Raw genomic sequence first — 24,092 nt, forward strand, 5'->3', positions numbered from 1 at the left:
TTATCTTGCTATTTTATCATGTGCTTTCGAATTTGTTTCCCCATTCAAATTACTGTGTTTCATTGAATATATGAAATATATTAAAGCACCAATTGTTATCCAAATACTGAAGTACACCCATGTTCTTAATGGTAAATTTAGCATTAAAAATACACAACTTACAATTGAAATGATTGGTAATATTGGTACAAACGGTACCATAAAGCCTCGTTTTAAATTTGGATGCGTCTTACGCAGTATAATAACTGATACACCAACCAATGCGAATGTTACCAAACCGCCAATATTAACTAAATTTGCTAACTCTTTTAAGTCAATAAATCCAGCAATTAAAGAGCTTCCTATTCCCGCTAATCCAATTGTAAAAGTTGGTGCTCCAGTCTGTTTATTAATCTTTGCAAGTGATTTTGGTAACAGTCCATCACGACTCATAGCAAAGAATACACGTGTTGCTGCATACATAGTCGAGAAAATAACAGCCATAAGACCAATTACTGCCCCAGCAGCAATTACACCAGCAACTCTATCTTGTCCTACGACTTCCATTACATAAGCCATTGCTTCAGGTACATTTAATTCTTTATAGGAAACCATACCTGTCATAACAAGGCAGACTATAACATAGATAATTGTACATATAATTAACGATACAATAATACCAATGGGAAGATTTCGTTGTGGATTTTTTACTTCTTCTGCCGAAGTTGCCAGTATATCAAACCCCATAAAAGCAAAGAATACTGCTGCTCCACCAGCTAAAACGCCACTTAAACCGTATGGTGTAAACGGTGCCCAGTTCTCTGGTTTTACATAGAATACACCAACTACAATAAATAATATAACCATTCCAATTTTAATTAACACCATTATGTTATTGATACGTTTACTTTCTTTTGTACCACGTGATAACATCCATGTAATTATTAATGTAATGACCACAGCTGGTAGATTCATAATACCGCCTTGTGATGGAATCGATAACAGTGATTTGGGTATCTCTAACCCCAATCCACTGGTTAAATTGTGGAAATATCCTGTCCAACCACTAGCAACCGCTGCTGTAGCCACGATATAAATTGAGAGTAGCGTCCAACCCACTAAATGTGCCACAAACTCACCAATCGTTGCATAAGAGTACGTATATACACTACCTGAAGTCGGAAGTGCAGATGCAATTTCTGCATAACATAAAGCGATAAATCCACATACAATTGCTGCAAGTACAAATGAAAAAATAACTGCAGGGCCAGCATCTCTTGCTGCTACTAATCCGGTTAACACAAGAACCCCCGTTCCAATTATTGAACCTATTCCTAACATAATTAAATCAAATAATCCTAATGTCTTGGTTAAGTTCTTACTCTTATTATGTTCTAACAGTTGTGTAACAGATTTCTTTTTTAATAGCTTCCTCATATCCTCTGTGTCCCCTTCAAAAAATAAGGTGTATTTTTCTAATAATTGCTTTATGCATAATTTTGTATAGATCTAGTTAATTTAAAACGATTCAATTCTAGTTTTGAGTTATGTGGAAGATTTACCAACACCTTTTCTCCTAATTTTCATAGGAATCAATTCCATAAACACTGAATCATATGGGGTATTTACCTTATTATCTTATCTACCTATTTGATTCATATGGAGACTACCAAAAAGTCTAGAATGTTCTTCTTTTTCTGAAAATTAACAAGTCACTTTATTTGTCGTGTTTTGTCGAATTATATGAATTATTCTAATTAAAGGTGTTGTGTTTGTAAAGTATTATTTTTTTGAAATCTCATATAATAAAAACAGATGCTAGAAAACAGCATCTGTTTTTATTCATAAATATCTATACAAACGAGCTGAGGTGAAGTGAGTCTAGCTCAGTTCTCTTTTAAATTTGGTTTCTCATAATTTACTTTAATTGTTATAATTTTCTTGAATCAATTAAACTATCTTATAATAAGTACTTAATTATACTGGAGACAATCATAGATTTTATATCAAGAGTAACATCTGGATATTATTGGAGTTTATATATTAAAAATCAAATATAAAGAGGTTTACTTAATGAATTCGCAAGGTTCACCCTTATTATCTATTTCAGGGAAGCTATTTACGTCACTTTGAGTGCCTTATACTACTTGCTGTCCTCGTAGGTGCTTAATAATTCTTTAAAGACTTTTATAGCACGTTTCTGACAGTCGACATTAGACTCTCCTCCCATTAAAGAAAAGTTGGGGTCTAAGAATAACTTTTATATCAAAGAGAATAATTCTTTATGCGACATTCGTTCCTCTTCAGCAATAAAAATTCTCTCTTTCAAGTCCTCAAATACTAAAACTTCTTGTCCTATTTGCTTCGCTAACTGCTGAACAGTTAGAATTGAACGATTGTATGGACTTGAGGTAACAACATCGATTACCTTGTAATACATCTGTTATTCGTTGAACATCTAATTTTCCTTTTTCAGTTAATCCTCTTGTTTTTTCTTTTCCAGATTTCGGTGAATCCCCATGTCTCACCATATATATGGAAGTTTTCGTAATTCCCTCCATTTTTTTAAGTTTCTTTACAATTAGGAGATTTATGTATTCATGATTTGGGTTATTTTTCATTGGTAGACTTAGATCAAATGGATCAATGAGGTACATACTATTTTTCTCGTTTGAAATTAAACACGAATGTATATGTGAAAAATCTAAACCTGGATATCCCAGTCAGTAGTCGGGATTAGATTTGGCTCACTGCATTAGGGAAAATTTCCAAATAAGTAAATAGTGGAATAAATCTCAATAAAATATACACAATAAACATATTGAAAAGTCTTTTCGAGGGGAGTCTATGTTGTGTTTCCTATTTTTAAATTTTTGAAACAAGGACGTTATTCTGTAGATAATCAAGACAATAGAACTTCAAATATACAGAAAGAAAATGTAGAGAATCATAACATCAACTGTGACCTATTCCAAAACATAAATAATCTTCAAAAAAATTTTCAACAAGCTCCAGATCTGGTAATTCGTCAATTTCAACTAGTAAATAGATCAGAAGCTGCTCTAATATATTTATCAGGATTAACAGATACACAATCTATTCATAATAATATACTGTCCCCTTTGATGCATACAACGTTTGAAATTAGTAATGGTCTCCCTGTCACAATAGGAGAAGTTCAAATAATTAATACTTGGAATCAATTCGAAAATGCTATTTTTCAAGGGGACAGCATATTATTAGTTCACGGTCTAGATGCAGGATATCAACTAAATACAAAAGGGTGGCCACAAAGAGATATAACAGAACCTAAAAATGAAATCTCTCTAAAAGGGACTCATCAAGGATTTGTAGAAACGTCTAGTCAAAATATAGCTTTAATACGAAGGTATATTCCTAACAGAGAATTAGTATTAAAAGAGGTTTTTATTGGTAGTAGAGGAAAGACCAAAGTATCTATTTTATATTTAAGAGATGTAGCTTCTGAAGATGTACTTAAGGAATTGGAAACTAGAATTCAAAATATTGTGGTAGACTCAATTATTAATACTGGTGAAATAATCGAGTTTATTGAGGATAACCCCTATTCACCATTTCCACAGTTCCTCTTGACCGAAAGGCCTGATTCAACTGTATCTCACATTCTTCATGGGAGATACGTCATTGTTGTGGATCGAAGCCCAAATGTATTGATTGCTCCAGTAAATTTCATCTCTTTCTTTCAAGGGATAGATGACTACAACACACGTTGGTTAGTATCTTCCTCTGTTAGATTACTACGTTTTATAGGTTTTTTTATAGCTTTATTATTACCTGCAACATATGTAGCGTTTATTTCATTTAATTATGAAGTTATCCCTGTACAGCTCTATTTATCAATTGCAGAATCAAGAGAACGTGTTCCGTTTCTTCCAGTGATAGAAGCTTTACTTATGGAGATTACCTTAGAAATGATGAGAGAGGCTGCCCTTCGTTTACCCACTCCCATTAGCCAGACCGTAGGGATTGTTGGGGGTATTGTGATTGGACAAGCTGCTGTTCAAGCAGGGATTGTGAGTAATATTATGATTATTATTGTTGCTGTTACAACTATAGCTTCTTCTATTGTTCCTAATTATGAAATGGGTTTGGCAATAAGATTATTACGTTTTCCTATGATGTTATTAGCTGCTTTATTTGGAATTGTAGGTATTATTATCGGCTGGATGACTATAATTGCACATCTTGTAAGTTTAGAATCCTTAGGTACTCCTTATGGTAGTCCTTTGTCCCCTTTTCACATTTCAGGTATGAAGGACACGTTTGTTCGCTTTCCTTTGTGGTCAATGAAGAGAAGATCCAAAAATATTACAAAGAATCACAAAGAAACTAATCCTGATAAAGGGTGAAAATATGAAAAAATATGCACATAATGACATCACTGTCATGCAATATATTTTTATTATTAATGCCTCACAAGTGGGAACTGGAGTCCTATCCCTTCCAAGGGTACTTGCAGAAAAAGCTGGCACAGATAGCTGGATAGCACTATTTATTGGATGGTTTTGCGCTATGACCGCCAGCATTTTACTAATTCAAACAGCGAAACACTATCCAAATGATACCTTATATGAAATTCTTATTCGATTTTTTGGGAAAATCATTGGTAGCATGGTAATTATTCTTTATATGATATATTTTGCTTTTTACGCATGGACAGTTCTAATTAATGGCATGCTTTATATTAAGGCCTGGCTTCTTCCAAAAACAGCCGACTATATTATTTTGTTTTTGTTCTCTATTCCAACCTTTCTGGTTGCACGCAATGGTGTTCGGGTAATAGGTCGATACTGTGAATTATGTTTTTATATGACAATGTGGATTCCATTTTTTTTCTTTATACCATTAAAAGATAGCAATTGGTTACACTTTCTTCCATTATTAAAGGAGGGTTGGAAACCTATATTTTCGGCTGTTCCATCTACTATCTTTTCCTTTATAGGATTTGAAATGGCATTTTTTTTGTATCCTTTTTTACAAAAAAAGCAATATGCAACGCAAGGCATTATTATAGCAAATACCTTAACATTTGTATTTTATCTATTTACTATAGTTATTTGCTTTTTATACTTCAGTCCAGATGCAATTTTAGAGTTTAATCAACCCGTACTAAACTTACTTAAAGTTATTGAATTTCGTTTTTTAGAACGGTTTGATATGATTTTATTATCTATTTACTTACTTGTCGTCTCTACTGCATGGATTCCTTGTGTATACGGAGCTGCGTTTTGTTCTAGTCGACTAATTGGAAAACAAGATCATACTCTTCAAGTATTTATTTTATTATTGGCAGTAATTATAGTAACGTTTTGGATTCATCCCTCATGGAATGAATCTGAACTATTTCAAAATCTCACATCGAAAGGTGGAATTGTATTAGCTTTCTTATTCCCTGTATTTTTATGGATATATAACTTAATCTACAAAAAATACTTTCGGAGGGAAGCACATTGAAGCAAAAAATATTATGCTGTGTTTTAATTCAGCTACTGTTACTCACAGGGTGTTCAGATTTAGACCAAATGAATGTAGAAGATGTTACACTCACGCTTATACTGGGTTTAGATTTGGATGAAAATGATAATTTGAAAGTATACTTATCCAGTCCTGTTTTCAATAAAGAGGCTAAGATTAAAGAGGAACAATATGGTGTAAAATCTGTTACTGTGCGAAACTCTCGTGAAAAATTTGATACCATGGTTATGGCCTTGACATCAGGGAGCAAGACACAACTTATTTTGATTGGTAAACGACTTTTAAAACAAAAGAAGTGGGCTGATTATTTAGATCCTTTTTATCGAGATCCCAAGAACACGGTTACTTCAAAAATTGTTGCTGTGGATGGATCTGTTTCAGACATAATTTATTATGCTCCTAAAAATAAACCTCGTCTTCCTATATTTTTGACAAAACTAATTGAGACTGGACATAGAAGAAATATTACTGTAAAAACGACTCTTCAAGATTTTCATAACCAAACAAAAGAAAAAGGAATGACAGCGAGTGTAAGTGCACTTAAAAAGGATAATAATTTAAAGTTGACAGGTTCTACATTACTTGATGAACAGAATAGATATAAGCTAACTATTACACCAAAAGAAAATTTATTATTAAGCATTTTACAAAATAAGATACAGGGAGAATTTCCATTTACTATTGCCGTACCACTACAATCTGAAAGCAAAGAAAAACATTGGTTAAGTTTTAATGCTCAAGGTACCAAAGTAAAAACAAGCGTACAATATAAAGAAAATTTTTTGTTTAATATAAATGTACATATGAGAATTCTAATTTCAGAACGACCGTTCCCTTTTAATGTTAGGGATAAAGCGGAGAGATTAGAAAAAAGCATTGAAAAGGAGTTGGAAAGTGATTTAGAACATTTCATTAAGAAAATACAAAAAGCAGAAATTGACCCTATAGGATTTGGAGTGTATGCACGAGCGTATACATATAAGGATTGGAAAAGGGTCCAAAAGCAATGGGGAAAAGCATTATCGAAGGCTGATGTTAAAGTTAATGTACATGTTAAAATTGGTGGAATGGGTACAATCAAGTAAGACGAAGTCAAAATAATAATTTTTAAGCAATTCTTGGGTAGCACCACATTACAATCAACTTAAAAAAATAAAGTCTCAAAAAAGAAATAATGAACCGAAATCTTATGAATAACTATGAAAAAATAAAATTTTTATTATGGGGCGCCTTAAAATCTTAGGTTGATAGTGATGTGGCGGCCCCCTATAATAAGTATCTTTCCACAAAGAAAAGACACCCTAAGGTGCCTTCCTCCGACTTGATAACCACTTTAATTTTAATAATATGTATTGGACTTTCATCCAAAGATAATTCTAACATATTTTCAGAAAAATGAAAGCGGATTCTTTAACTTACTTAATTACTTTGTCCATAACCTCTTTATATTTGTTAAATTGGGCATCTTCCATATCACCGTTCATTTGTATAAGAAAGTTACCTTTTGCGTAAGTATGAGAAAATAGCATTTGATTACCATTGCCTAAATCATCATAGTATTTCTTAGCTTTTTCAAGATCTTCTTTGTTTTTAAACTCAAATATTCGACCGCCACTATCTTCACCTAATGCTGGAACAAGAATGCGCTTTGCTTCTTTTCTAGTATTTCCAAATTCTTTTTCTGGTAGGTCACTAGGATTTTCAGCTTCTAATCCTGCGGCTTTAAATTCTTCAATTACCTTACCAACCGTGACATTACTTGTCATTGATTTAACGCTGTCACAAGCAGCTAAACCGAATAATAATAGGGCACCAATAAGTAATACTGCTAATCTTTTAAACATAGTTGTTCATTCCTCCTAATGTAAATAAATCCGTATATATAATAACAAATTATTAATTTATATATTGTCATATATTGTCGAATGAAAATAAAAAAAGGGTGTACCCATGTTCTAAAATTAACAAGACTTATAATAAGCATTATAACGCAAAGGATACAACCTATAATATCAATGCTAAGAAATAACTTCCCCTTTATTGTTTTCATTCATAACTATTCCCTTCCAGATGCCACTTTAAATTTATAATTTTTAATATGATAATATACATTTTGACCTTTAACCATTTTTTATATTTAATTATTTTTGTTGGTTCTGGTGCAAGAAATACTGTTATTGTGTGCACCAGAGTAGCAAAATAGCAATAACCCCTGAAATTAAAATTAAACCTGAACAGATTGTAGAATCCACTACAAAATATAGATTTTAATTATATTTCTCAACAATCAAAATTACTTAATGTAGTAAAATAATGATCGGGTTGGCACCCCATACCATATTACGATGGTTCCAGTCGCAGGAAGGCGCCTTTGGGTGTCTTTTCTTTTGTTTGAAACACATTCTGGCAAAATACCTGTATCTTTGTTAATTTACGACTCACATAAACCAACAAACTTCGTATATATAATTTGTTACCCTAAATGGGTTGAAAATACGAACAGTTATAGGAGGATTTTGTGAATGGTAAAAACAGCTTGTGCAAGTATTATTACTGGAATTCTTTTAATATGTTCAACAGGATGTGCCACCCAAACTGATTCTATTACAGCTAAAACTCAATCAATAGATGATGGCACATATACAACAAAAGAGATCACAGACGCATTTCCTGTAGGAACCCCCATAACTACTTACATTCAAAAAGAAGAAAAACTGAACGTAAAACATCTCACCAATATTTCACTTACAGATGGTGGCGTCGGTAGAGTTCTGGAAGCAACAGATGGTTTTGTTGTCGTATGTGGGAATGAAAAAGGAGTTTTTGATGTGTTAATATTTAAAACCATGGAAGATGTAAAGAAATATGAACAGAGTTTAAAGCGATAATTAATATCCTTCTTATGCCTTTTACACAAACATTGTCCTCTTGCTATGGCTTTTTCTAAGTACAGTATAATTGCGTCATGAATACACACACGTTATAATAGTCACCTAATTACATATTAAGAGGTGCAGAAAATGAATAAAACAGAATTAACAAAAGTAGTAGCAGAAAAAGCTGAACTTACACAAAAAGATGCTGCAGCAGCAACACAAGCATTATTAGATACAATAACAAATGCGCTAGCAAATGGAGAGAAAGTACAGATTCTTGGTTTTGGTACATTTGAAGTACGTGAAAGATCTGCACGTACAGGACGTAACCCACAAACAGGTGAAGAAATGCAAATCGCGGCTTCAAAGGCACCTGCTTTTAAAGCAGGAAAAGAATTAAAAGAGGCAGTGAAATAATTATATACATTGAAAGAGTCCTGATATTCATATCAGGACTCTTTCAATAGCCTTTTTGTTCATAAAACAAAAAAGTATCATCCAATATATATTAGATGATACCCCCTTATTTATAAACGTGGTATTTATTTATATACAGCTAGTTTTTGTAAAAGTTGTTCTTTTATAACCTGCCATTCGCTTGCAATAATACTATATACAACTGCATCCCGTACATAACCATTTGGCAATTGTCTTTCGTTTCGCAATACACCTTCTTTTACAGCACCTAGCCTTTCAATTGCGCGCTGTGCTTTTTCATTCCGTAAATCCGTTTTTATTTGCACACGTAGCATGTGTAACTCTTCAAAAGCATATTGCAATAACATATACTTACACTCAGTATTTATACTTGTACGATGTACACTTGGATGATACCACGTTTGCCCAAGTTCAACCGTTTTGTTCTCATTTGAAATACTGTACAAACGTGTACTACCTACAATTTCATTCGTTTTTTGATCTACAACAACAAATGGTAAATCCGTTTCCCCTTCAAAACCTTTTATTGCTACTTGAACATACTGCTCCATATCTTGATAACTATCCATTTTAGCTATCAAATACGTCCATATTTCCTTATTTTCTTCCACAATCGTAAATAAATTTTCGACATCATTTACATGCATCAATCGTAACATGGCTCTATCATTTACTATTTCCATAAACTATTCCCCTTTTCAATAGATGCTCCAATAGTTGGCATTTCACAATCATTTTTTCAAATGATTGTGAAATTGGATATAAATCGAATGATTTGCTACAAACTTAAAATCATTAAATATTTCCTTGCCCTTCTTACTATAATTTTCACGTAATTATATCTATTTTAAAAGGTCCGCCATATATATATTCTCTTTAACTAGTGGTATGGTTTGACACACTATTTCTACAGCTTTTTTATAAACAGCATCATGTTATTTTAAACCTACATTGCTGGCTGTACTCCATCACTATCAAGCTAACAAAAATGAGAGTTATTCCAAAACAATAAATACGAACAACACACAAAAAATTTTCGTTCTGGGAGTATTATAATTTCTTAACATGATGGGCATGTGTGGTAGGCACCCTATTTTGAAAACCAACGCTTATAATCAAAAAAAGCTCATAAGTATTTATATTGGAAAGTGGGATACTTCACCATCAGATGGTATTAAAATATTGTTGGAAAGTCCTTTTTCATTGATGAAATTTTTTAATTCTTTTCTAGTTAGTAAGCAATGGTTGACAGCTTCCATATGAACAACGATAATAGTTGAATTTTGAGCTTCCATGTATGTTTGATAAATATCTTCTTTAGTCATAATTACAGGATTTCCTTGAAGAAATTGTGCCCCTCCTCCATTTACAACAATTACTTCCGGATTATGCGTTTTAAGCACCTTTTGAACATCAGTACACCATATTGTATCTCCTGCTATATAGAGTGTTTTTTCATTTGGGTGCTTAAAGACAACACCTGAAACTTCCCCCATAAGATGCCCTATGTCTCCTGTACCGTGTTTTCCATCGGTTTTAGTTAGTGTAATGCTCCCCATATTAATGGCATTAGTTAATGCTTCAACGTTCTGAAAACCTTCTTTTTTAATCGCTTCCACGTCTTTTTCATTTTGTGCATAGATTTTTATATCTTTAGGTAGAACCTCTTTTGCAATCTGGTCAAAATGATCAGGATGTAAGTGTGTGATGATAACAGCATCAACCTGAATGATTTCTTCTATAGAAGTTGGTAAGCTAACCAGAGGATTTAGCCTATGTTGATTTGGTGTATTAGGAAACGGTGGAATTGATCCTTTTTCAGCTAAAAAAGGATCAATTAGAAACTTCTTATCACCATAATGTAAAACTAGCGTTGCATTTCGTATGAGTCTGATATCCATGAGGTACTCCTCCTTTTGCAAGATTTATTAATAGTATAGAATAAGAAGTAAATAATTTTACATGGTCAAAATCAAGTGTTTATATGGTTTGACTTGAAATATGAAAGGATTTGAAACGATGTTAGATGATACAGATAAAAAAATATTAAGAGAGTTATCGAAGAATGGTCGTATGTCGATGAAAGAATTAGGAAGAAAAGTTCATTTAACAGGACAAGCAACGTCTTCTAGAGTAATAAAGTTAGAAGAAAACGGTGTCATAGAAGGTTATACAATTAAATTAAATAAACAAAAATCAGGCTACCCTGTACATACATTTATAAACATATATACAAAAGACGTTCAACATCAGCCCTTTTTATCTTTTATAAAAACACAACATGAATATATTATAAATAACTTTAAAATTAGTGGTGAAGGTTGTTATCTTCTTGAGTGTAAGTTTTCTTCTAATGATGTACTAAATCAATTTCTAACCCAACTAAACCAGCATGCCAATTATAAATTATCCATAGTAATTAATTAATATGAGCCAAAAAACATTTGGTGATTTTTATATTTAAGTTATCGGATTACATGAGCCAGTATAAGTAAAATCACGTGAGAATACGCACAAAGATAACTCGAAAAAAGAAACATATACCTGCAGAAAATGAGAGGTTATGTTTCTTCTTTAATATAGTTTGTAAGATATATAAAATTAGAGTATATATAGTACAAATAGTCATTGATTTGTACTAGCTTTTCCTCATTTCACATTAGAAATTGAAATGGATGAGAACAGATTTGGAACGCTATTCTCAAAAGCTAATGTAAAGGAAGGAATGAGTTCATGTATTCTTTCTTGCATTGGTTTCTTATCTACTTCTCCAAATTCTTTCAAAAGCTCATTCTCTTCTGAAGACTCATATCCATTGATTAACATCCTTAACATATCTGAGTTAATGATTTCATGAGGCGAATGAACTAGCCCATTCATCATTATATATTTTTGGAGCATGGATGAATTCCCCTCATTCGCTTGCTTTACAGCTTGTTTAAGATATAAATCAAAATATTTCTGTGCAAATTTCACACCTTTTAGTGGAACAGCACCTACATGTTCAACACCTTTCCAACGTAAATCCGCAATTGAACTCAGCCACCATGCCGGCTCAATAGCCTGTTGCATACGTTGCAGCACCTTGTGTTCGAATCCAGGTTTATGAGTAGAATGTTCTTTTAAACAAGTATCTAACATTTCAGCTTCAATGGCGGCTACGGTCATCCCTTGTCCGTAAATGGGATCAAAGTTACAAAAAGCATCACCTAACACTAATAATCCAGATGGCCAATTTTCCATTTGTTCAAAATGTTGACGAGTTGACTCCTGCGCTCTAAATCCTCTTGGGACACTAATTGGTTCTAACTCTTTAATTAACTCCCTCATCATAGGGGTAACTAAAGAGTCCAGTTCTTTTTCATATTCTTTTGAATTGGTTGGTGGATAGTGCGTACCTCCAGCAACAAATAGTAGCGCTTGAGCTATGTTATCTTCAATATATAATAACCCTACAGCACCAACGTTTTTAGCAGGATCGCCTTCAGAAATTGCACTCAATTTCTCTTTGATATGTGAAGGTACTTTATAATATCTCGTGCTATATCCAAAATTCACCTTTAAACGTTCTGGTTCTGGAACATCATATCCCATAGATGTAAGCCATTTATTGAGTTTAGATTGACGACCACATGTGTCAACTACCAAATCGGTTAACACAGTTCGCTTTGTTTTTAATTCGTCTCTTTCTTGAATATGAATTCCAATAACACGCTTGTGATCAGACGAAGCTAAAAGGCCTGTCACCGCTTGCTTTGAATAAAAATGTACATTAGGAATTTCTTGCACACGTTGGCGGATTGTCCATTCTAACAATGCTCGACTGCTCGCTGCACCTTTTCTTTCTATAACTAGCTCAAGTGCCCCATAAGGAGAAAATCGAATCATTTTATCATTCTTGACATTATGGGCCCCTAGATTTAATAAATCATCAACATATCCAGGAAAGAAACGGTTCATAATTATTTCTCCGCGTGGTAATACACGATGAGGATGAAAGTCTTGGGGGGTACCTGGACGTTCAGATGGTTTTTGAGGTAACTCATCTTTTTCAACAACTATCACTGTCTCAAAATAACTAGAAAGCACGCGTGCAGTAAGTAAGCCTGCAATACCAGCTCCAATCACAAGTGCCTTTTCTCTTTTTTGCTGTTGATATAGTAATTGACTATCCATCAATAATCTCTCCTCTTTCTAAAAAGTATGTTTGTTCAGCATGAATCTATTAAAACTTTTCCAGAAATCAGAATAAACAAATGATGATTCTTCATTACTTCAGTAAGGAGCACGTTGATATAATAGTTTATATAGGGAAACAAAAACAGATACATTTCAAAACACTACATTCTCCCCCTATTTCAAGTGAGAAATAATTAACGTGATCATTAGAATTGTAGTATCTGATAGCACCGGTCTTAAATATTTTGTTTTTTCGATTATCAATGTGTCAGTAAACCCAGCACATTTATCGTTATACTTTCAAGTTTAGTTCTCTTAAAATATATATGTTTATATTTTTTAGATATACGATTTTAAATCCTTCTGAAAACCCAATAGACAAATGCTAGTATCATTCCATTACAGAATTCACCCTAAAATAGTAATCTGTTGAAAAACTCACTTTAACGAACAGGTACCTTAATTAGATAACTTTATTATCTCTGCAAAGGTATTACAATTTTAAATACGTTTTTCAATCCTTTGAATCCAGTAAAACAATTCATTTGAATAATAAGATTTTACTGCATGATAGAATACCTAAAGCGCTGTTGGTATTTCGTTTCATTATGCCCTATTGGGGTCTGCCTCCAACATTCATATTATTAAAATTACGTTAGTCCAAGTCAGAAAAAGTACATTTAAATGAGTATCTTTTTAACAAAATTCAAGTTCATATAACCTGTATAAATGCCCACCGCTTATAATAGTTTTTTTAATACTGCTTTATTCCCCCTTTAATATTTTTTATAATTTGCACCTTAAATGTATCACTTTTATTACCCTTATAAATATTTAGGGTTTTTAGAAATATTTATTTGATTTTTAGTAATATTAGGATTCTATTTTATCAAATAGAAACTAGAGGGTTTGAGAGAAGTATGTAATAATGCATAATAAATCAATCAGATATTATGATATACTTTCAAAGAGCTGATACAAAATTTCTTTAGATTGGAAAACTAAAGTCTTATCTACCTATTTGTGGGGACGCCTTATGGCGTCTTTTCTTTTTATTATAAAAAACCCCCAAGCATTCATATGCTTAAGGGTTTATCAATTGAAAGGTAGAGCTGTTTGGAATTCTTTAAATTAAGAACAAAGTGGGATTACTCCTAAACCAATTAATAAAGCTGCAGCAAACGCTGGAATTGGCGCGGGAATCTCGATACCTTCTACAACTAAAAAGTATTGACCATTTACTAATTTAAAACAAACTAATTGCATGGCTAATCCTCCCTTCTGTTAGGATTAATACATTATATTAAATAATCTTATTATTGATATAATTAAATGGTTTGTTTTTTAGAAAATGGGTAATCAATATTCCGGGGAAGCACATTAAATGATCTCTCCCTTATTTTCAAAAGGACCTGCTCAATTCATACATAAAAACATAAGGTAAAGTGAACCCATTAAAACACATGGAATGACCCCTAGTCTTTTTCTCTTATCTAAAGGAGGAACTATTATTATGGGATATGGTGGTAGTTGCGGCGAAGGCTGCGGTTTTGCTGGAGGCTTTGCTTTACTCGTTGTACTCTTTATACTATTAATCATTATCGGATGCAGTTGCTTCTGCTAAAAAACTATTAGAAAAGGCACCTTAGGGTGTCTTTTCTTTATGCGTAAGAACCTCGCCATCTTATGGAAATGGCGAGGTTCTTATCTATATTATTTATTATCTTGTTCCAGGCTTTTATCAAGATTAGAATTACCATCATTATGGTAACGTTGATAGTTCTCTTCATGTAGCCTTTGTTGTTCTTGTTCAACTTTATCGTTTTCCGACAGAAGACTCCTTCCTCAAAAATGTGAAGGTGTGAAACACCAATTTTAGGTGGGAGATGAATGTCGGTTGGCATAAGCCAACATATTTGCTATCATTTACTTGTACAGATTGCTCTTCGAAAACTGAAGATATGAGGTTGGTTGCAGAAAAACGTTGCAGCCGTAAAATCTTCAACGTTCTATCGCCCCACGCTTCTCAAAATTGCGAAAACCAAGCTAAAGTAGGTAGTGTGGTGAGTCAGCGTACAAGATACTTATGTTCTCACCGTAGGGACTGCGGGTAGAGCCTGCTAAGATAACTGGTGGATACATCGGTGTTCGCAGGAATCTCCCACTTCAAACAGTCCGTTAGGACGTTAAGTGGTGAGTAGTTCAATATTAATATCTGTTTCATAAATACCAGTCAAAATAGATTTAATAAAAAAGAATATCATATAAAAAATTATAATGGCTAATGAAGCAGCCCATTCTAAAAATGGACGGTGTAGATATGCTCCTCTTATTATAAAATCAACAAAAGCTATAAATAGGACAATAATTCCAGATTGAGCCCAAATTTTCATTTCGATTTGTTGAATTCTTTCATCTGGATGTGTACTGAGTGAAAACCATTTTTTTAGTTTTTCCACTTTAAAATTCCTCCCAAAATAATTTATCTAAACTTTTATCTAATGTTTTAGCTATATGAATGCAAAGGTTTAAAGAAGGGTTATAATTATTACTTTCAATAATACTAATGTTATGTCGTGTAACATTTACAATATCGACCAATCCTTGTTGGGTCAGACCTTTTTCAACCCTTGCAATCTTCACTTTACTTACGGACATTAAATACACCTCACTTGTAAACATAACTTCATACCATAAATCTTATATTTTATATATTAAATTATTCACAACATAAATGAAATATATATTTTACATTAAGTCATGTATAAGTTGCACAATTCTATGTTTTTGTATTTAAAACTATCCTACAAATATTAAAACAGGCAATTCTTTCTGTAGAATCATAGGAAAGGATGGTTTTTTTATGTCTGTTTCTGTATATAATAAATTAGAACTATTTGTTCAAGAGAGTCAAAGTTTTTTATCTCCAAATACCTTACAGTATCTTGCTAGAGATGTTGGTTTTGTGCAACGAAGCAGTAAGTACTAAGCAAAAGATTTATTAGATTTATGTGTATGAGTTGACCAAAATCTAGCTATGACTTCTTTAACTCAGTTATCCAGCTGTATAGAAGCATCAACAGAAGTACTCATCCGTCCGGAGGGACTGAATCAACGTTTTAACAAGGCGGCCGTACCGCTACTATTTTTACAGCATCTACTTTTTGACAAAGACAGGCCTATTTTCTCGTTTTGAAGATATTTGCTATTGTTAGCTTGATAGTGATTGGGTACCTTCAGCATTTCGAAGAAAACTCTCGCTAAGAAAAAATAAAATGAGCCGTCCATATGGACAACTCATTTACATGATTTTCGTTATTAGGAGCTATTGCAAACTAATTCTATTTTGAGTAAGGTCAATCTTTGTTTTGTTTTTCTAACAGTTGAATAACTTTATCTAACTTTTGCTCAACTGAATCTTGCTTTTTGTGATTACTAGAATATCGAATTATACGTATAATCCCCCCAAGCAATGCACCGATGATCATTAATATAATAGCAACTCCAATGTAATAAATAGAGTTTTCTAAAGGCATTATACAGAACCTCCTTTTCCCTATTTTACCATTTAAAAGGAGTGATTTGTTGTTTGATTTTGGTTGTATACTCTATACATGTCATGTTCGTATAACGTCTCATTATCGGTAATAAGAGCAAAGATACCCCCCTACTTTCGGAAAGAAATCTCCTTTTTCTTTTAGTTATTTGCGTATCCCAAATGTAACCCCAAGAGATTTATGTATCCGAGTTTTAGTGTGCTTTATATTAAATATGTATAATTGCATAATAATTCCTTATATAAAGATATTGAAATTTACATTTTCCACCTGTAAAATACAGGATGTTAAATAAATACCTAAGGGGTTGTTAATATGAAAAAATTTATGAGCATGTTAGCTATGTGTTTTGCACTTACACTAGCATTTTTACCATCTGTTTCAAAGGCGGATTCTTCTCCACTACGAAGTGTTAGCATTAGTGCTGTAGGCGATAATAACAAAATGTATAGTGCAAGTTCTTACTTATCTATTCCTGTTCTTAAGGGCGATTACCTTTATGTGAAGGTTAGTGAAGTAGGTAGACCGGATTCATATTCAGAAGCTTTAACTGTTAATGGTATTAGATATGCAGGAAGTTCTTTAGACGAAGTTAGTTCTTATAATGGTCCATTCGGATCTGAAAAAACATTTAGATTACGTATCAAGGATTCGTATATCTTCTCAAACACATCGAATTCAACAAACACTATAGCTTTTGAAGCTAGAGTTCCTTTCTCAATGCAAGTATTATCTACAAGTATATCGGTTCATGTAGAATAATTAATAACATTATTATTAAATAAAAAATACATCCCTATAAGGATGTATTTTTTATTTAATAGAACATAAATTGAACTTATCTTTATATAAAACTATCATCAATCTCCGTTAAAAAATTCATCGTATTCTCCTTTACGTGGTACCCCCGATTCATATTATTTCGCCTAATTCTTTGTATGTTCCTTATTTAATTCTAATTTACTAACGGGTTAGCGTTATTGCAAATCAAGATAATAAAACCGCACCTCCAATTATTAGATAACTATCTAATACATTGGAGGTGCGGTTCACTTAGGTCATTGATGTTTCAGCTATTCTCTCTATTTGAAATCTTGTACTTTATGAACTAACAATCTGGTGTATATAGATGATTCTGTTTTATAGGATGTGTTTACACGTATAACAAAGGGATAATACGGATAAGTTTATACTAAATGAACGTGGTTCAAGTCGGAAGAAGGCACCTTAGGGTGTCTTTTTTTGTACATAATAAAAGCCTCACCATCCTATGGAAACGGTAATTCCTTTAAAACAAATAATAATTGTAAATATATTAATTTTACATTACATTAAAAGTTAGAGAAAACTCTTATACTAATACAGTGCTAAATAGTAGGTGAAAAAATGGAATTTAACGATTTGGGTATTACCATTAAAGAACTTAGAATTAACAAAAATATATCACAATCCGAATTATGTCATGGAATATGTTCACAAAGTCAAATTAGCAAGATCGAAAAAGGTGTGATTTATCCATCTAGCATATTGTTATATCAATTATCTGAAAGACTTGGTATTGATCCAAATAATATATTTGCACTAACTCAAAACAAAAAAATTAAATATGTAAAAAATGTAAAATATGTAATAAAAGATTGCTTAAAACAAAAACAATATAAAGAACTTTATGAAATAGTAAAAAAGGAGAAAAACTTAAATAACTTTCAAACAAATGAAGAGAAACAATTTCTAATATGGCATGAAGCAATTGCTATATTTGAGGTAAATAGATCAACCAAAACTGCTTTAACTCTTGTAAATCATGCATTAAAACTAACTTTAACCAATTCTGATTTTTTAACAGAAAGAGAAATACATATTATGCAGACAATGGCTATTTTTCATGGGGAAAATAAAGAATATGAAAAAAGTATTACGATATTAAAAAGATGTTTAACGAATTTTAATAAGTTAGATTTTCCTAGAGATAAAGAAATTAAATTAAAAATCATTTTCAATTTAGCAAAAGGTTTAGACTTCACATATCAACATGAAGAGGCAATAAAATACATTGATAGGGGCATCAAATTAGCAATTAATCTAAATACTTTATACCTATTAGGTGAACTATTCTATTTAAAAGGTCAGTGTTTATTAAAGATTAAACAACACAATGTAGAAGATGTTGTTTATAACTGGAAAAAAGCATTATTTATATTTGAACTAACAGAAAAAGAATATTATATAAAAATGGTACAGGATAAACTTATTGAAATACAAAATAAAAAACCCTCATAATTTCGTAAAAACTACTTAAAAAGCCCACAGGAAAAGTTCCCGTAGGCTTTACATTTATAAACATATTATTATTTTTTATAAAACCGCATCTCCAATTATTAGATAACTATCTAATCCATTGGAAATGCGGTTTACTTAGGTCATTAATATTTCAGCTATTCTCTTTATTTGAAAATTACATCTACCATACTAATTTAATATTATATTCCTGAAGCCAACTATTAACTTGAAGTAAATAATCTATTATACCTCTTGCATCATTACCTGAAATTACTTCGTCTTTTCCTTCTGCAATAGCACGAACTCTTTCTACATTAATTAATGGCAAAATAGGTGATTCAGGATTGTTCAACACATGTAACATCCAATCACTAATACCTTGTAGATAAGAGGCATCCTTGGTGCTTGGATATGCACTTTTTTTGCGATAACGTACATCCTCTGGAAGTACATTTTCAAAAGCTCGACGTAAAATACCTTTTTCAATATTGTCTATGCTTTTCATTTCGAATGGGACATTCCATAGGTATTCTACAAGCCGGTAATCGCAAAATGGAACTCGTACTTCAAAGCCATTCATCATACTTGTGCGATCTTTTCGTTCTAGCATAAATGGCAAGAAACGTGTAATAAACATGTAAGACATTTGACGTTGCTTCATTTGCAGATCACTTTCACCTTCTAAAAAGGGAACCTCAGCAACTGCATCTTCAAATTTTTGTTTTTGATATTTTTCAGGGCTAATCTTCGCTTTAAAATCCTCTGATAAAATTTCTGTACTATACCATAAATTAACACTCCAAGGGAATATCTCTGCATCTAGAAACTTCTCTTGATGGAACCATGGATATCCTGAGAATACTTCATCTGCGGATTCGCCTGAAAGTGCAACTGTTGCGTCTTTTTTCATTTCCTTAAATAGCAAATAAAGAGACGTTTCCAGTTCTCCAACTCCAGGTAGATCACGCGCTCGCATTGGAGTTAATAAATACTCTATTAAACTATCTGATCCTAACTCTATAGAATGATGCTTTGTTCCTACATATTCAGCCACACGTTTCACCCAAGGTTCATCACGATCAAAACGAAGGAAGTCTTGCTCAAAGTCTTTTTCATCATTGATGAAATTCAGGGAATATGTATGAAGGCGTTCCCCTTTATTCCCAAATTCATTTCCTGCTAAACCTGTTAAACCACTGGAATCTAAACCTCCGGAAAGCATAGATACCACTGGTTTATCAGCAATTAACTGCCGTTTAACCGTATCTTGTAAAATGGAGCGGATTGTCTCGACTGTTGTATCAATATCATCTACATGTTTTTTACTTTCAAGTTTCCAATACTGTGTCGTAGTCGAGCCATTAGAGGTAAACGTCATATAATGGCCAGCACGCACTTCATGTATATCCTTGAAAATAGCATGACCAGGAGTACGTGTTGGTCCAAGGCAGAATATTTCAGAAAGTCCTTCTTTATCTACCTCTGCATCTACAAATGGATGCGAAAGTAAAACTTTTAACTCTGAACCAAAAAGAATTGCGCTTCCCCTTTGAGCAAAAAATAAAGGCTTCACACCTAGATGATCACGACCAAGCATCAATTTCCCAAATCTTTCATCCCAAATACCAAAAGCAAAAATCCCATTTAGATGTTGAACACAATCTTCTTGCCATTCTAAGTAAGCATGTAGTAATACCTCTGTATCCGACTTGGTCTGAAATTTATGACCTTTCTCCTCAAGTTCTTTACGTAATTCTTGATAGTTATAAATTTCTCCATTGAACGTAAGGCCAATCATATCATTTCCATCTTTATAGAGCATAGGTTGAAGGCCACCTTCAGGATCAATGACGATGAGACGTCGATGACCTAATGCCGCTCGTTTTGAAAACCAATGCCCCTCTGCGTCAGGTCCTCGGTGAATGATAGCATCTGTCATTTTTTTTAACGTTTCTTGTTCATTAGACAGGTCTTTAGACCAGTCTATCCACCCTACAATTCCACACATAGTGTCTACCTTCTCTCAAATAGTATAGAAACCGACTAAAATTGAATATCAGTCGGTTTTCCGTAAAAAAATCCGACTAAAAACATCTTTTAGTCATGTTTATATAATAAAATGAATTGAATAAAAAATCAAATAATTCAATCAAGAAAGAAATCATCGTCCGATTAAAAAATTATTACCTTAAACTTTCATTTTTATCTTAAGTGATACAGTTGCATTCTATTATAGTTATATACTAGAAATAAGAATGGTGTATGTTATTCTATAAGAAGCAAATAGAGGACTTTCTATTAGGAGTTACAAAATTACAAATGAACTAATACAGAATGTAAAGATAGAAAACTTCGCTAAATATTTCAAGGATAGGGTGTAGACAATGATCAAATTAGAAAAAGAAAATAAAAAAATGAAAATCATTCAATCTGCCACAATACTGTTCTCTACGCGTGGTGTCCGTAACACAACGGTTGATGAAATTGCAAAGACAGCTAAAGTTGGTAAAGGTACTATTTATTATTACTATACAGATAAAACTGAAATATTATGTGACTGCTATATGCGTCATATTCAGCTCAAACGCTCACAATTATTTAATTTATATAAAGAAGAAAAAGATGTTTTACTTCGAATACAAAAAATTCTTCATTATATCAGCCTAGAATATCATCAAGATCCGTTTGTTTCTACACTCTTTCAAGAATATAAAGAGTACCATTCACCTGAAATTACAACTTGTTTTAAACAATCTGAAGAAGAAGCAATTAACATGATAAGTAATTTGCTCGAAAAAGGTTATCAGCAAGGAGCTTTGCATAAGGTACCATTACCGCTTACAGCTTTTATGTTAGTACGAATGATTTTTAACTACGAACAGGATTATATAAAAAATGATAAAAGTGATACAGAATTTCTGCAGTTGCTAAAACATATGCTTCTTAAAAACTAGTTTTAACCACATACAAAAAATAAGTGCGGTTCAAATATATGAAGAAGTACATGAATAATAACGTTTTTTTATGAGCTCTTTTCATTCTAGACAAACATGCGAAATATCGAAAGCTTATGTAGGAATGACTGATCAAATCCCAATCCGGATGATTGTTCATCAACTAATAAAGTATTCTGCTCGTAGTAAAGACTTAGCAATATTAATGTATATATGACAAATACCAATCATGTACTTATGCCGATGGGAAAAGTACATGATTGGCATTCTTTTCGTTGACCAATCGAATTTTTATTTAAAACATTGTAAGCATCTTTCTATTTTCAGCATTGCAAAAAGATAAAATAAATATGTCTCCCGCTATACTTAATCAATTCGCTACTACTTTTCCTGTTGCCGGAGGATGTCGTTAGATAACTGGTGTGAAAACACCCTATTTAGAAATTTAACAAAAAACCGTGATCAGTTTTTTTGAAGATTAGATTCTTTCTTATACCACTTGGCTTGCATATTAAACAATTCTGTATATTCACCATTTAAGTTTAATAATTGAGAGTGTGTACCCTTTTCAACAAGTTTGCCATCCTTTAGTACCAAGATAAGGTCGGCGTTTACACAACTTCCCAAGCGATGTGTTACAAAAATTGCAGTTTTCCCTTCAGATATTTCATAAAATTTATCAATAATTTTCGCCTCACTTATTGGGTCTAAAGCTGCTGTTGGCTCGTCAAGTATAATAATTTCACTATCTTTATACATAGCCCTACTTAAAGCTATCTTTTGCCACTCTCCACCTGATAGATCTTTTCCATTTAAAGTTGGCCCTATTAAGTTTTCGTATCCCATATTATATTTCTCTAATATTGTATTGGCATCTGATAAATGAGTAACTTCATTCAATTTACTATAGTCCGCATCTTTTATACTATTACTAAAACAAATGTTTTCTAAGAAAGACATTTCGTACTTACAAAAATCTTGAAATATTGCACTGACTGTTTTTTGCCTTACCTCATTTGTAACTGGCATATTATTATATAATACTTGGCCAGTTGAAACATTATATAAGCCTGTCAAACATTTAATTAAAGTACTTTTCCCAGCACCATTTCTACCAACGATAGCTACTTTACTCCCAGGTTTGATTTCAAAAGAAATATCATTAATGACAAGGTAATCTTGATTTGGATATTTAAATGAAATATTATGTACATCAATTTTAATATTTTTATAAAGTGTAGGATCGTAGTTTATTTTCACTTCATTATTAGAATCATTTAAATATCTCTTTTTGAATTCAAAAAATTCCGACACAAAAAGGGATTCTCTATATATTGAACCAATAGATGTTGATAATTGATTAGTAATACCAATAGAGGAAGATATCATTTGTAATAATGCTACAAATTGTCCAATATTAATTTTTTTATTGACCGTATAAAAGATTAAGATACCTATAAACACTGAGTTACAACAAATTTGAAAAAAAATTGTACCATACAACTTCTTATTTGTATTTTTTTCAAGTTCATATTTTTCATCTGCACATTCCCAATAAAGATTTTTCCACTTTGTAACAATATATCTTCCATGATTAAAAATTTTCATTTCCTTTGCAACTTCTTTACCTCTAAATAACCCTTCTATATACTCCAGTTTTCTTATCCTTAGAATTTGATCAAGAAATTGATTATAATTTTTCTTTGCTACATTTGTATTGACGATAGCTACTATTATTACAATTAATATCATACTTAAAGCAAGGCCCCAATGGATATACATCAATGCAACTAAAAAGCTAGTAATTGTTATGCTGGCTTGTATGGTTGAAAATATATTTCTAATAAGTTCACAACTTCTTTCTCCCATACTTGAAGTCGACTTTATTAATGTATTATAGTTTTCAGGATCATCAAAAAAAATTAATGATAGATCAATAGACTTTTCATAAATGTTATATTTAAAATAATATTCAACCTGCTGTAACATTCGATAACTAAAAATCTTTTCAAAGTGAAATAAGGTTTTCTCAAAAAACAAATATAGAAGTTGGATAGCTAGATATATGAAAGGTTGTATTGTTATCCAATCATTTTGTACATCACTAACTATTGAATTGATTAGATTTTGTGAAATATAAATGAGAACTAATGGGGAAATTCCTGAAAAAATTGTGAGTGCTACAGTTATAAATAAGTATAGAGGTGAAATTTTATGTATTGTTTTGATTACTTTCATTGATATAATAACTGTAATAAAAAATTTTTTGTATATTTCTTGAAACATTTTCGATTCACCCTTTATTTAGTTAATTT

20 protein-coding genes and 4 pseudogenes are annotated in these 24,092 nt (G+C 32.1%); 12 read left to right on the forward strand and 12 right to left on the reverse strand.

Going from position 1 to position 24,092, the window contains the following annotated elements; genetic code table 11:
- Both DN407_RS29635 and DN407_RS29640 read right to left on the reverse strand, forming a co-directional pair.
- Positions 1 to 1,416: an amino acid permease gene (locus DN407_RS29635; protein ID WP_088321817.1), complete on the reverse strand. Its 1,416-nt coding sequence runs from the start codon at positions 1,414 to 1,416 to the stop codon at positions 1 to 3.
- A 709-nt stretch (positions 1,417 to 2,125) separates the two neighbouring features.
- Positions 2,126 to 2,540, reverse strand: a pseudogene (locus DN407_RS29640) (histidine phosphatase family protein); the annotation flags it as partial.
- A 291-nt stretch (positions 2,541 to 2,831) separates the two neighbouring features.
- Between DN407_RS29640 and DN407_RS29645 the strand changes: the two are divergent.
- The 3 genes from DN407_RS29645 to DN407_RS29655 are packed head-to-tail and all read left to right on the forward strand — an operon-like array spanning position 2,832 to position 6,578.
- A complete protein-coding gene (locus DN407_RS29645) occupies positions 2,832 to 4,367 on the forward strand; it encodes a spore germination protein (protein WP_149217056.1) in 1,536 nt (511 codons plus the stop codon).
- Positions 4,368 to 4,371: 4 nt separating this feature from the next.
- Positions 4,372 to 5,472, forward strand: a complete 1,101-nt coding sequence (locus DN407_RS29650) for a GerAB/ArcD/ProY family transporter (RefSeq protein WP_000759571.1) — start codon at positions 4,372 to 4,374, stop codon at positions 5,470 to 5,472.
- Positions 5,469 to 6,578, forward strand: a complete 1,110-nt coding sequence (locus DN407_RS29655) for a Ger(x)C family spore germination protein (RefSeq protein WP_149217057.1) — start codon at positions 5,469 to 5,471, stop codon at positions 6,576 to 6,578. Before DN407_RS29650 ends, DN407_RS29655 begins: the two co-directional genes overlap by 4 nt.
- A gap of 330 nt (positions 6,579 to 6,908) precedes the next feature.
- Here DN407_RS29655 and DN407_RS29660 read toward each other — a convergent pair whose 3' ends face one another.
- Positions 6,909 to 7,337 carry a hypothetical protein gene (locus tag DN407_RS29660; RefSeq protein ID WP_000476451.1) on the reverse strand — a complete coding sequence of 143 codons (429 nt, stop codon included), beginning with the start codon at positions 7,335 to 7,337 and terminating at the stop codon, positions 6,909 to 6,911.
- A 678-nt stretch (positions 7,338 to 8,015) separates the two neighbouring features.
- Between DN407_RS29660 and DN407_RS29665 the strand changes: the two genes are divergently transcribed.
- On the forward strand, positions 8,016 to 8,381 hold the full coding sequence (locus tag DN407_RS29665; protein ID WP_149217058.1) for a hypothetical protein: 366 nt from the start codon (positions 8,016 to 8,018) through the stop codon (positions 8,379 to 8,381).
- 132 nt (positions 8,382 to 8,513) lie between these two features.
- Positions 8,514 to 8,786 (forward strand): HU family DNA-binding protein, encoded by a 273-nt coding sequence (locus DN407_RS29670; RefSeq protein ID WP_001043941.1) that lies wholly within the window; start codon positions 8,514 to 8,516, stop codon positions 8,784 to 8,786.
- Between the two features lie 125 nt (positions 8,787 to 8,911).
- Here the strand turns inward: DN407_RS29670 and DN407_RS29675 are convergent, their stop codons facing one another.
- Positions 8,912 to 9,490, reverse strand: a complete 579-nt coding sequence (locus tag DN407_RS29675) for a GNAT family N-acetyltransferase (protein WP_149217059.1) — start codon at positions 9,488 to 9,490, stop codon at positions 8,912 to 8,914.
- A gap of 453 nt (positions 9,491 to 9,943) precedes the next feature.
- Positions 9,944 to 10,708 carry an MBL fold metallo-hydrolase gene (locus DN407_RS29680; RefSeq protein WP_149217060.1) on the reverse strand — a complete coding sequence of 255 codons (765 nt, stop codon included), beginning with the start codon at positions 10,706 to 10,708 and terminating at the stop codon, positions 9,944 to 9,946.
- Positions 10,709 to 10,826: 118 nt separating this feature from the next.
- On the opposite strand from DN407_RS29680, the gene DN407_RS29685 reads away from it, so the two are divergent.
- On the forward strand, positions 10,827 to 11,234 hold the full coding sequence (locus DN407_RS29685) for an Lrp/AsnC family transcriptional regulator (RefSeq protein ID WP_149217061.1): 408 nt from the start codon (positions 10,827 to 10,829) through the stop codon (positions 11,232 to 11,234).
- Positions 11,235 to 11,456: 222 nt separating this feature from the next.
- Here the strand turns inward: DN407_RS29685 and DN407_RS29690 are convergent, their stop codons facing one another.
- Complete coding sequence (locus tag DN407_RS29690; protein WP_149217062.1) at positions 11,457 to 12,983, reverse strand: NAD(P)/FAD-dependent oxidoreductase; 1,527 nt, start codon at positions 12,981 to 12,983, stop codon at positions 11,457 to 11,459.
- Positions 12,984 to 14,117: 1,134 nt separating this feature from the next.
- Positions 14,118 to 14,252, reverse strand: a complete 135-nt coding sequence (locus DN407_RS32485; protein ID WP_001177694.1) for a hypothetical protein — start codon at positions 14,250 to 14,252, stop codon at positions 14,118 to 14,120.
- A 247-nt stretch (positions 14,253 to 14,499) separates the two neighbouring features.
- Between DN407_RS32485 and DN407_RS29695 the strand changes: the two genes are divergently transcribed.
- On the forward strand, positions 14,500 to 14,610 hold the full coding sequence (locus tag DN407_RS29695) for a YjcZ family sporulation protein (protein WP_000540371.1): 111 nt from the start codon (positions 14,500 to 14,502) through the stop codon (positions 14,608 to 14,610).
- A 583-nt stretch (positions 14,611 to 15,193) separates the two neighbouring features.
- Here DN407_RS29695 and DN407_RS29715 read toward each other — a convergent pair.
- Positions 15,194 to 15,445 (reverse strand): annotated as a pseudogene (locus DN407_RS29715) (DUF6773 family protein); the annotation flags it as partial.
- 1 nt (position 15,446) lies between these two features.
- Positions 15,447 to 15,644: a helix-turn-helix transcriptional regulator gene (locus DN407_RS29720; RefSeq protein ID WP_065705320.1), complete on the reverse strand. Its 198-nt coding sequence runs from the start codon at positions 15,642 to 15,644 to the stop codon at positions 15,447 to 15,449.
- Between the two features lie 205 nt (positions 15,645 to 15,849).
- Here DN407_RS29720 and DN407_RS29725 point away from each other — a divergent pair.
- Positions 15,850 to 16,149 (forward strand): annotated as a pseudogene (locus tag DN407_RS29725) (IS4 family transposase); the annotation flags it as partial.
- A 193-nt stretch (positions 16,150 to 16,342) separates the two neighbouring features.
- Here DN407_RS29725 and DN407_RS29730 read toward each other — a convergent pair.
- The gene (locus tag DN407_RS29730; protein ID WP_065705318.1) at positions 16,343 to 16,522 is read right to left on the reverse strand and encodes a DUF4083 family protein; all 180 of its coding nucleotides are present in this window, start codon (positions 16,520 to 16,522) and stop codon (positions 16,343 to 16,345) included.
- A 336-nt stretch (positions 16,523 to 16,858) separates the two neighbouring features.
- On the opposite strand from DN407_RS29730, the gene DN407_RS29735 reads away from it, so the two are divergent.
- Both DN407_RS29735 and DN407_RS29740 read left to right on the forward strand, forming a co-directional pair.
- Positions 16,859 to 17,305 carry a hypothetical protein gene (locus tag DN407_RS29735; protein WP_065705316.1) on the forward strand — a complete coding sequence of 149 codons (447 nt, stop codon included), beginning with the start codon at positions 16,859 to 16,861 and terminating at the stop codon, positions 17,303 to 17,305.
- A gap of 624 nt (positions 17,306 to 17,929) precedes the next feature.
- Positions 17,930 to 18,823 (forward strand): helix-turn-helix domain-containing protein, encoded by an 894-nt coding sequence (locus tag DN407_RS29740; protein WP_149217063.1) that lies wholly within the window; start codon positions 17,930 to 17,932, stop codon positions 18,821 to 18,823.
- A 181-nt stretch (positions 18,824 to 19,004) separates the two neighbouring features.
- Here the strand turns inward: DN407_RS29740 and asnB are convergent, their stop codons facing one another.
- Positions 19,005 to 20,831 carry an asparagine synthase (glutamine-hydrolyzing) gene (gene asnB, locus DN407_RS29745; RefSeq protein WP_098395736.1) on the reverse strand — a complete coding sequence of 609 codons (1,827 nt, stop codon included), beginning with the start codon at positions 20,829 to 20,831 and terminating at the stop codon, positions 19,005 to 19,007.
- Positions 20,832 to 21,207: 376 nt separating this feature from the next.
- Between asnB and DN407_RS29750 the strand changes: the two genes are divergently transcribed.
- A complete protein-coding gene (locus DN407_RS29750) occupies positions 21,208 to 21,777 on the forward strand; it encodes a TetR/AcrR family transcriptional regulator (protein ID WP_000593070.1) in 570 nt (189 codons plus the stop codon).
- A 70-nt stretch (positions 21,778 to 21,847) separates the two neighbouring features.
- Positions 21,848 to 22,083, forward strand: a pseudogene (locus DN407_RS29755) (IS4 family transposase); the annotation flags it as partial.
- 156 nt (positions 22,084 to 22,239) lie between these two features.
- Here DN407_RS29755 and DN407_RS29760 read toward each other — a convergent pair.
- The gene (locus DN407_RS29760) at positions 22,240 to 24,063 is read right to left on the reverse strand and encodes an ABC transporter ATP-binding protein (protein ID WP_098348490.1); all 1,824 of its coding nucleotides are present in this window, start codon (positions 24,061 to 24,063) and stop codon (positions 22,240 to 22,242) included.
- Between the last annotated feature and the right edge of the window lie 29 nt (positions 24,064 to 24,092).

This window comes from Bacillus sp. JAS24-2 (assembly GCF_008274905.1).
Taxonomy (GTDB): Bacteria; Bacillota; Bacilli; order Bacillales; family Bacillaceae_G; genus Bacillus_A; species Bacillus_A cereus.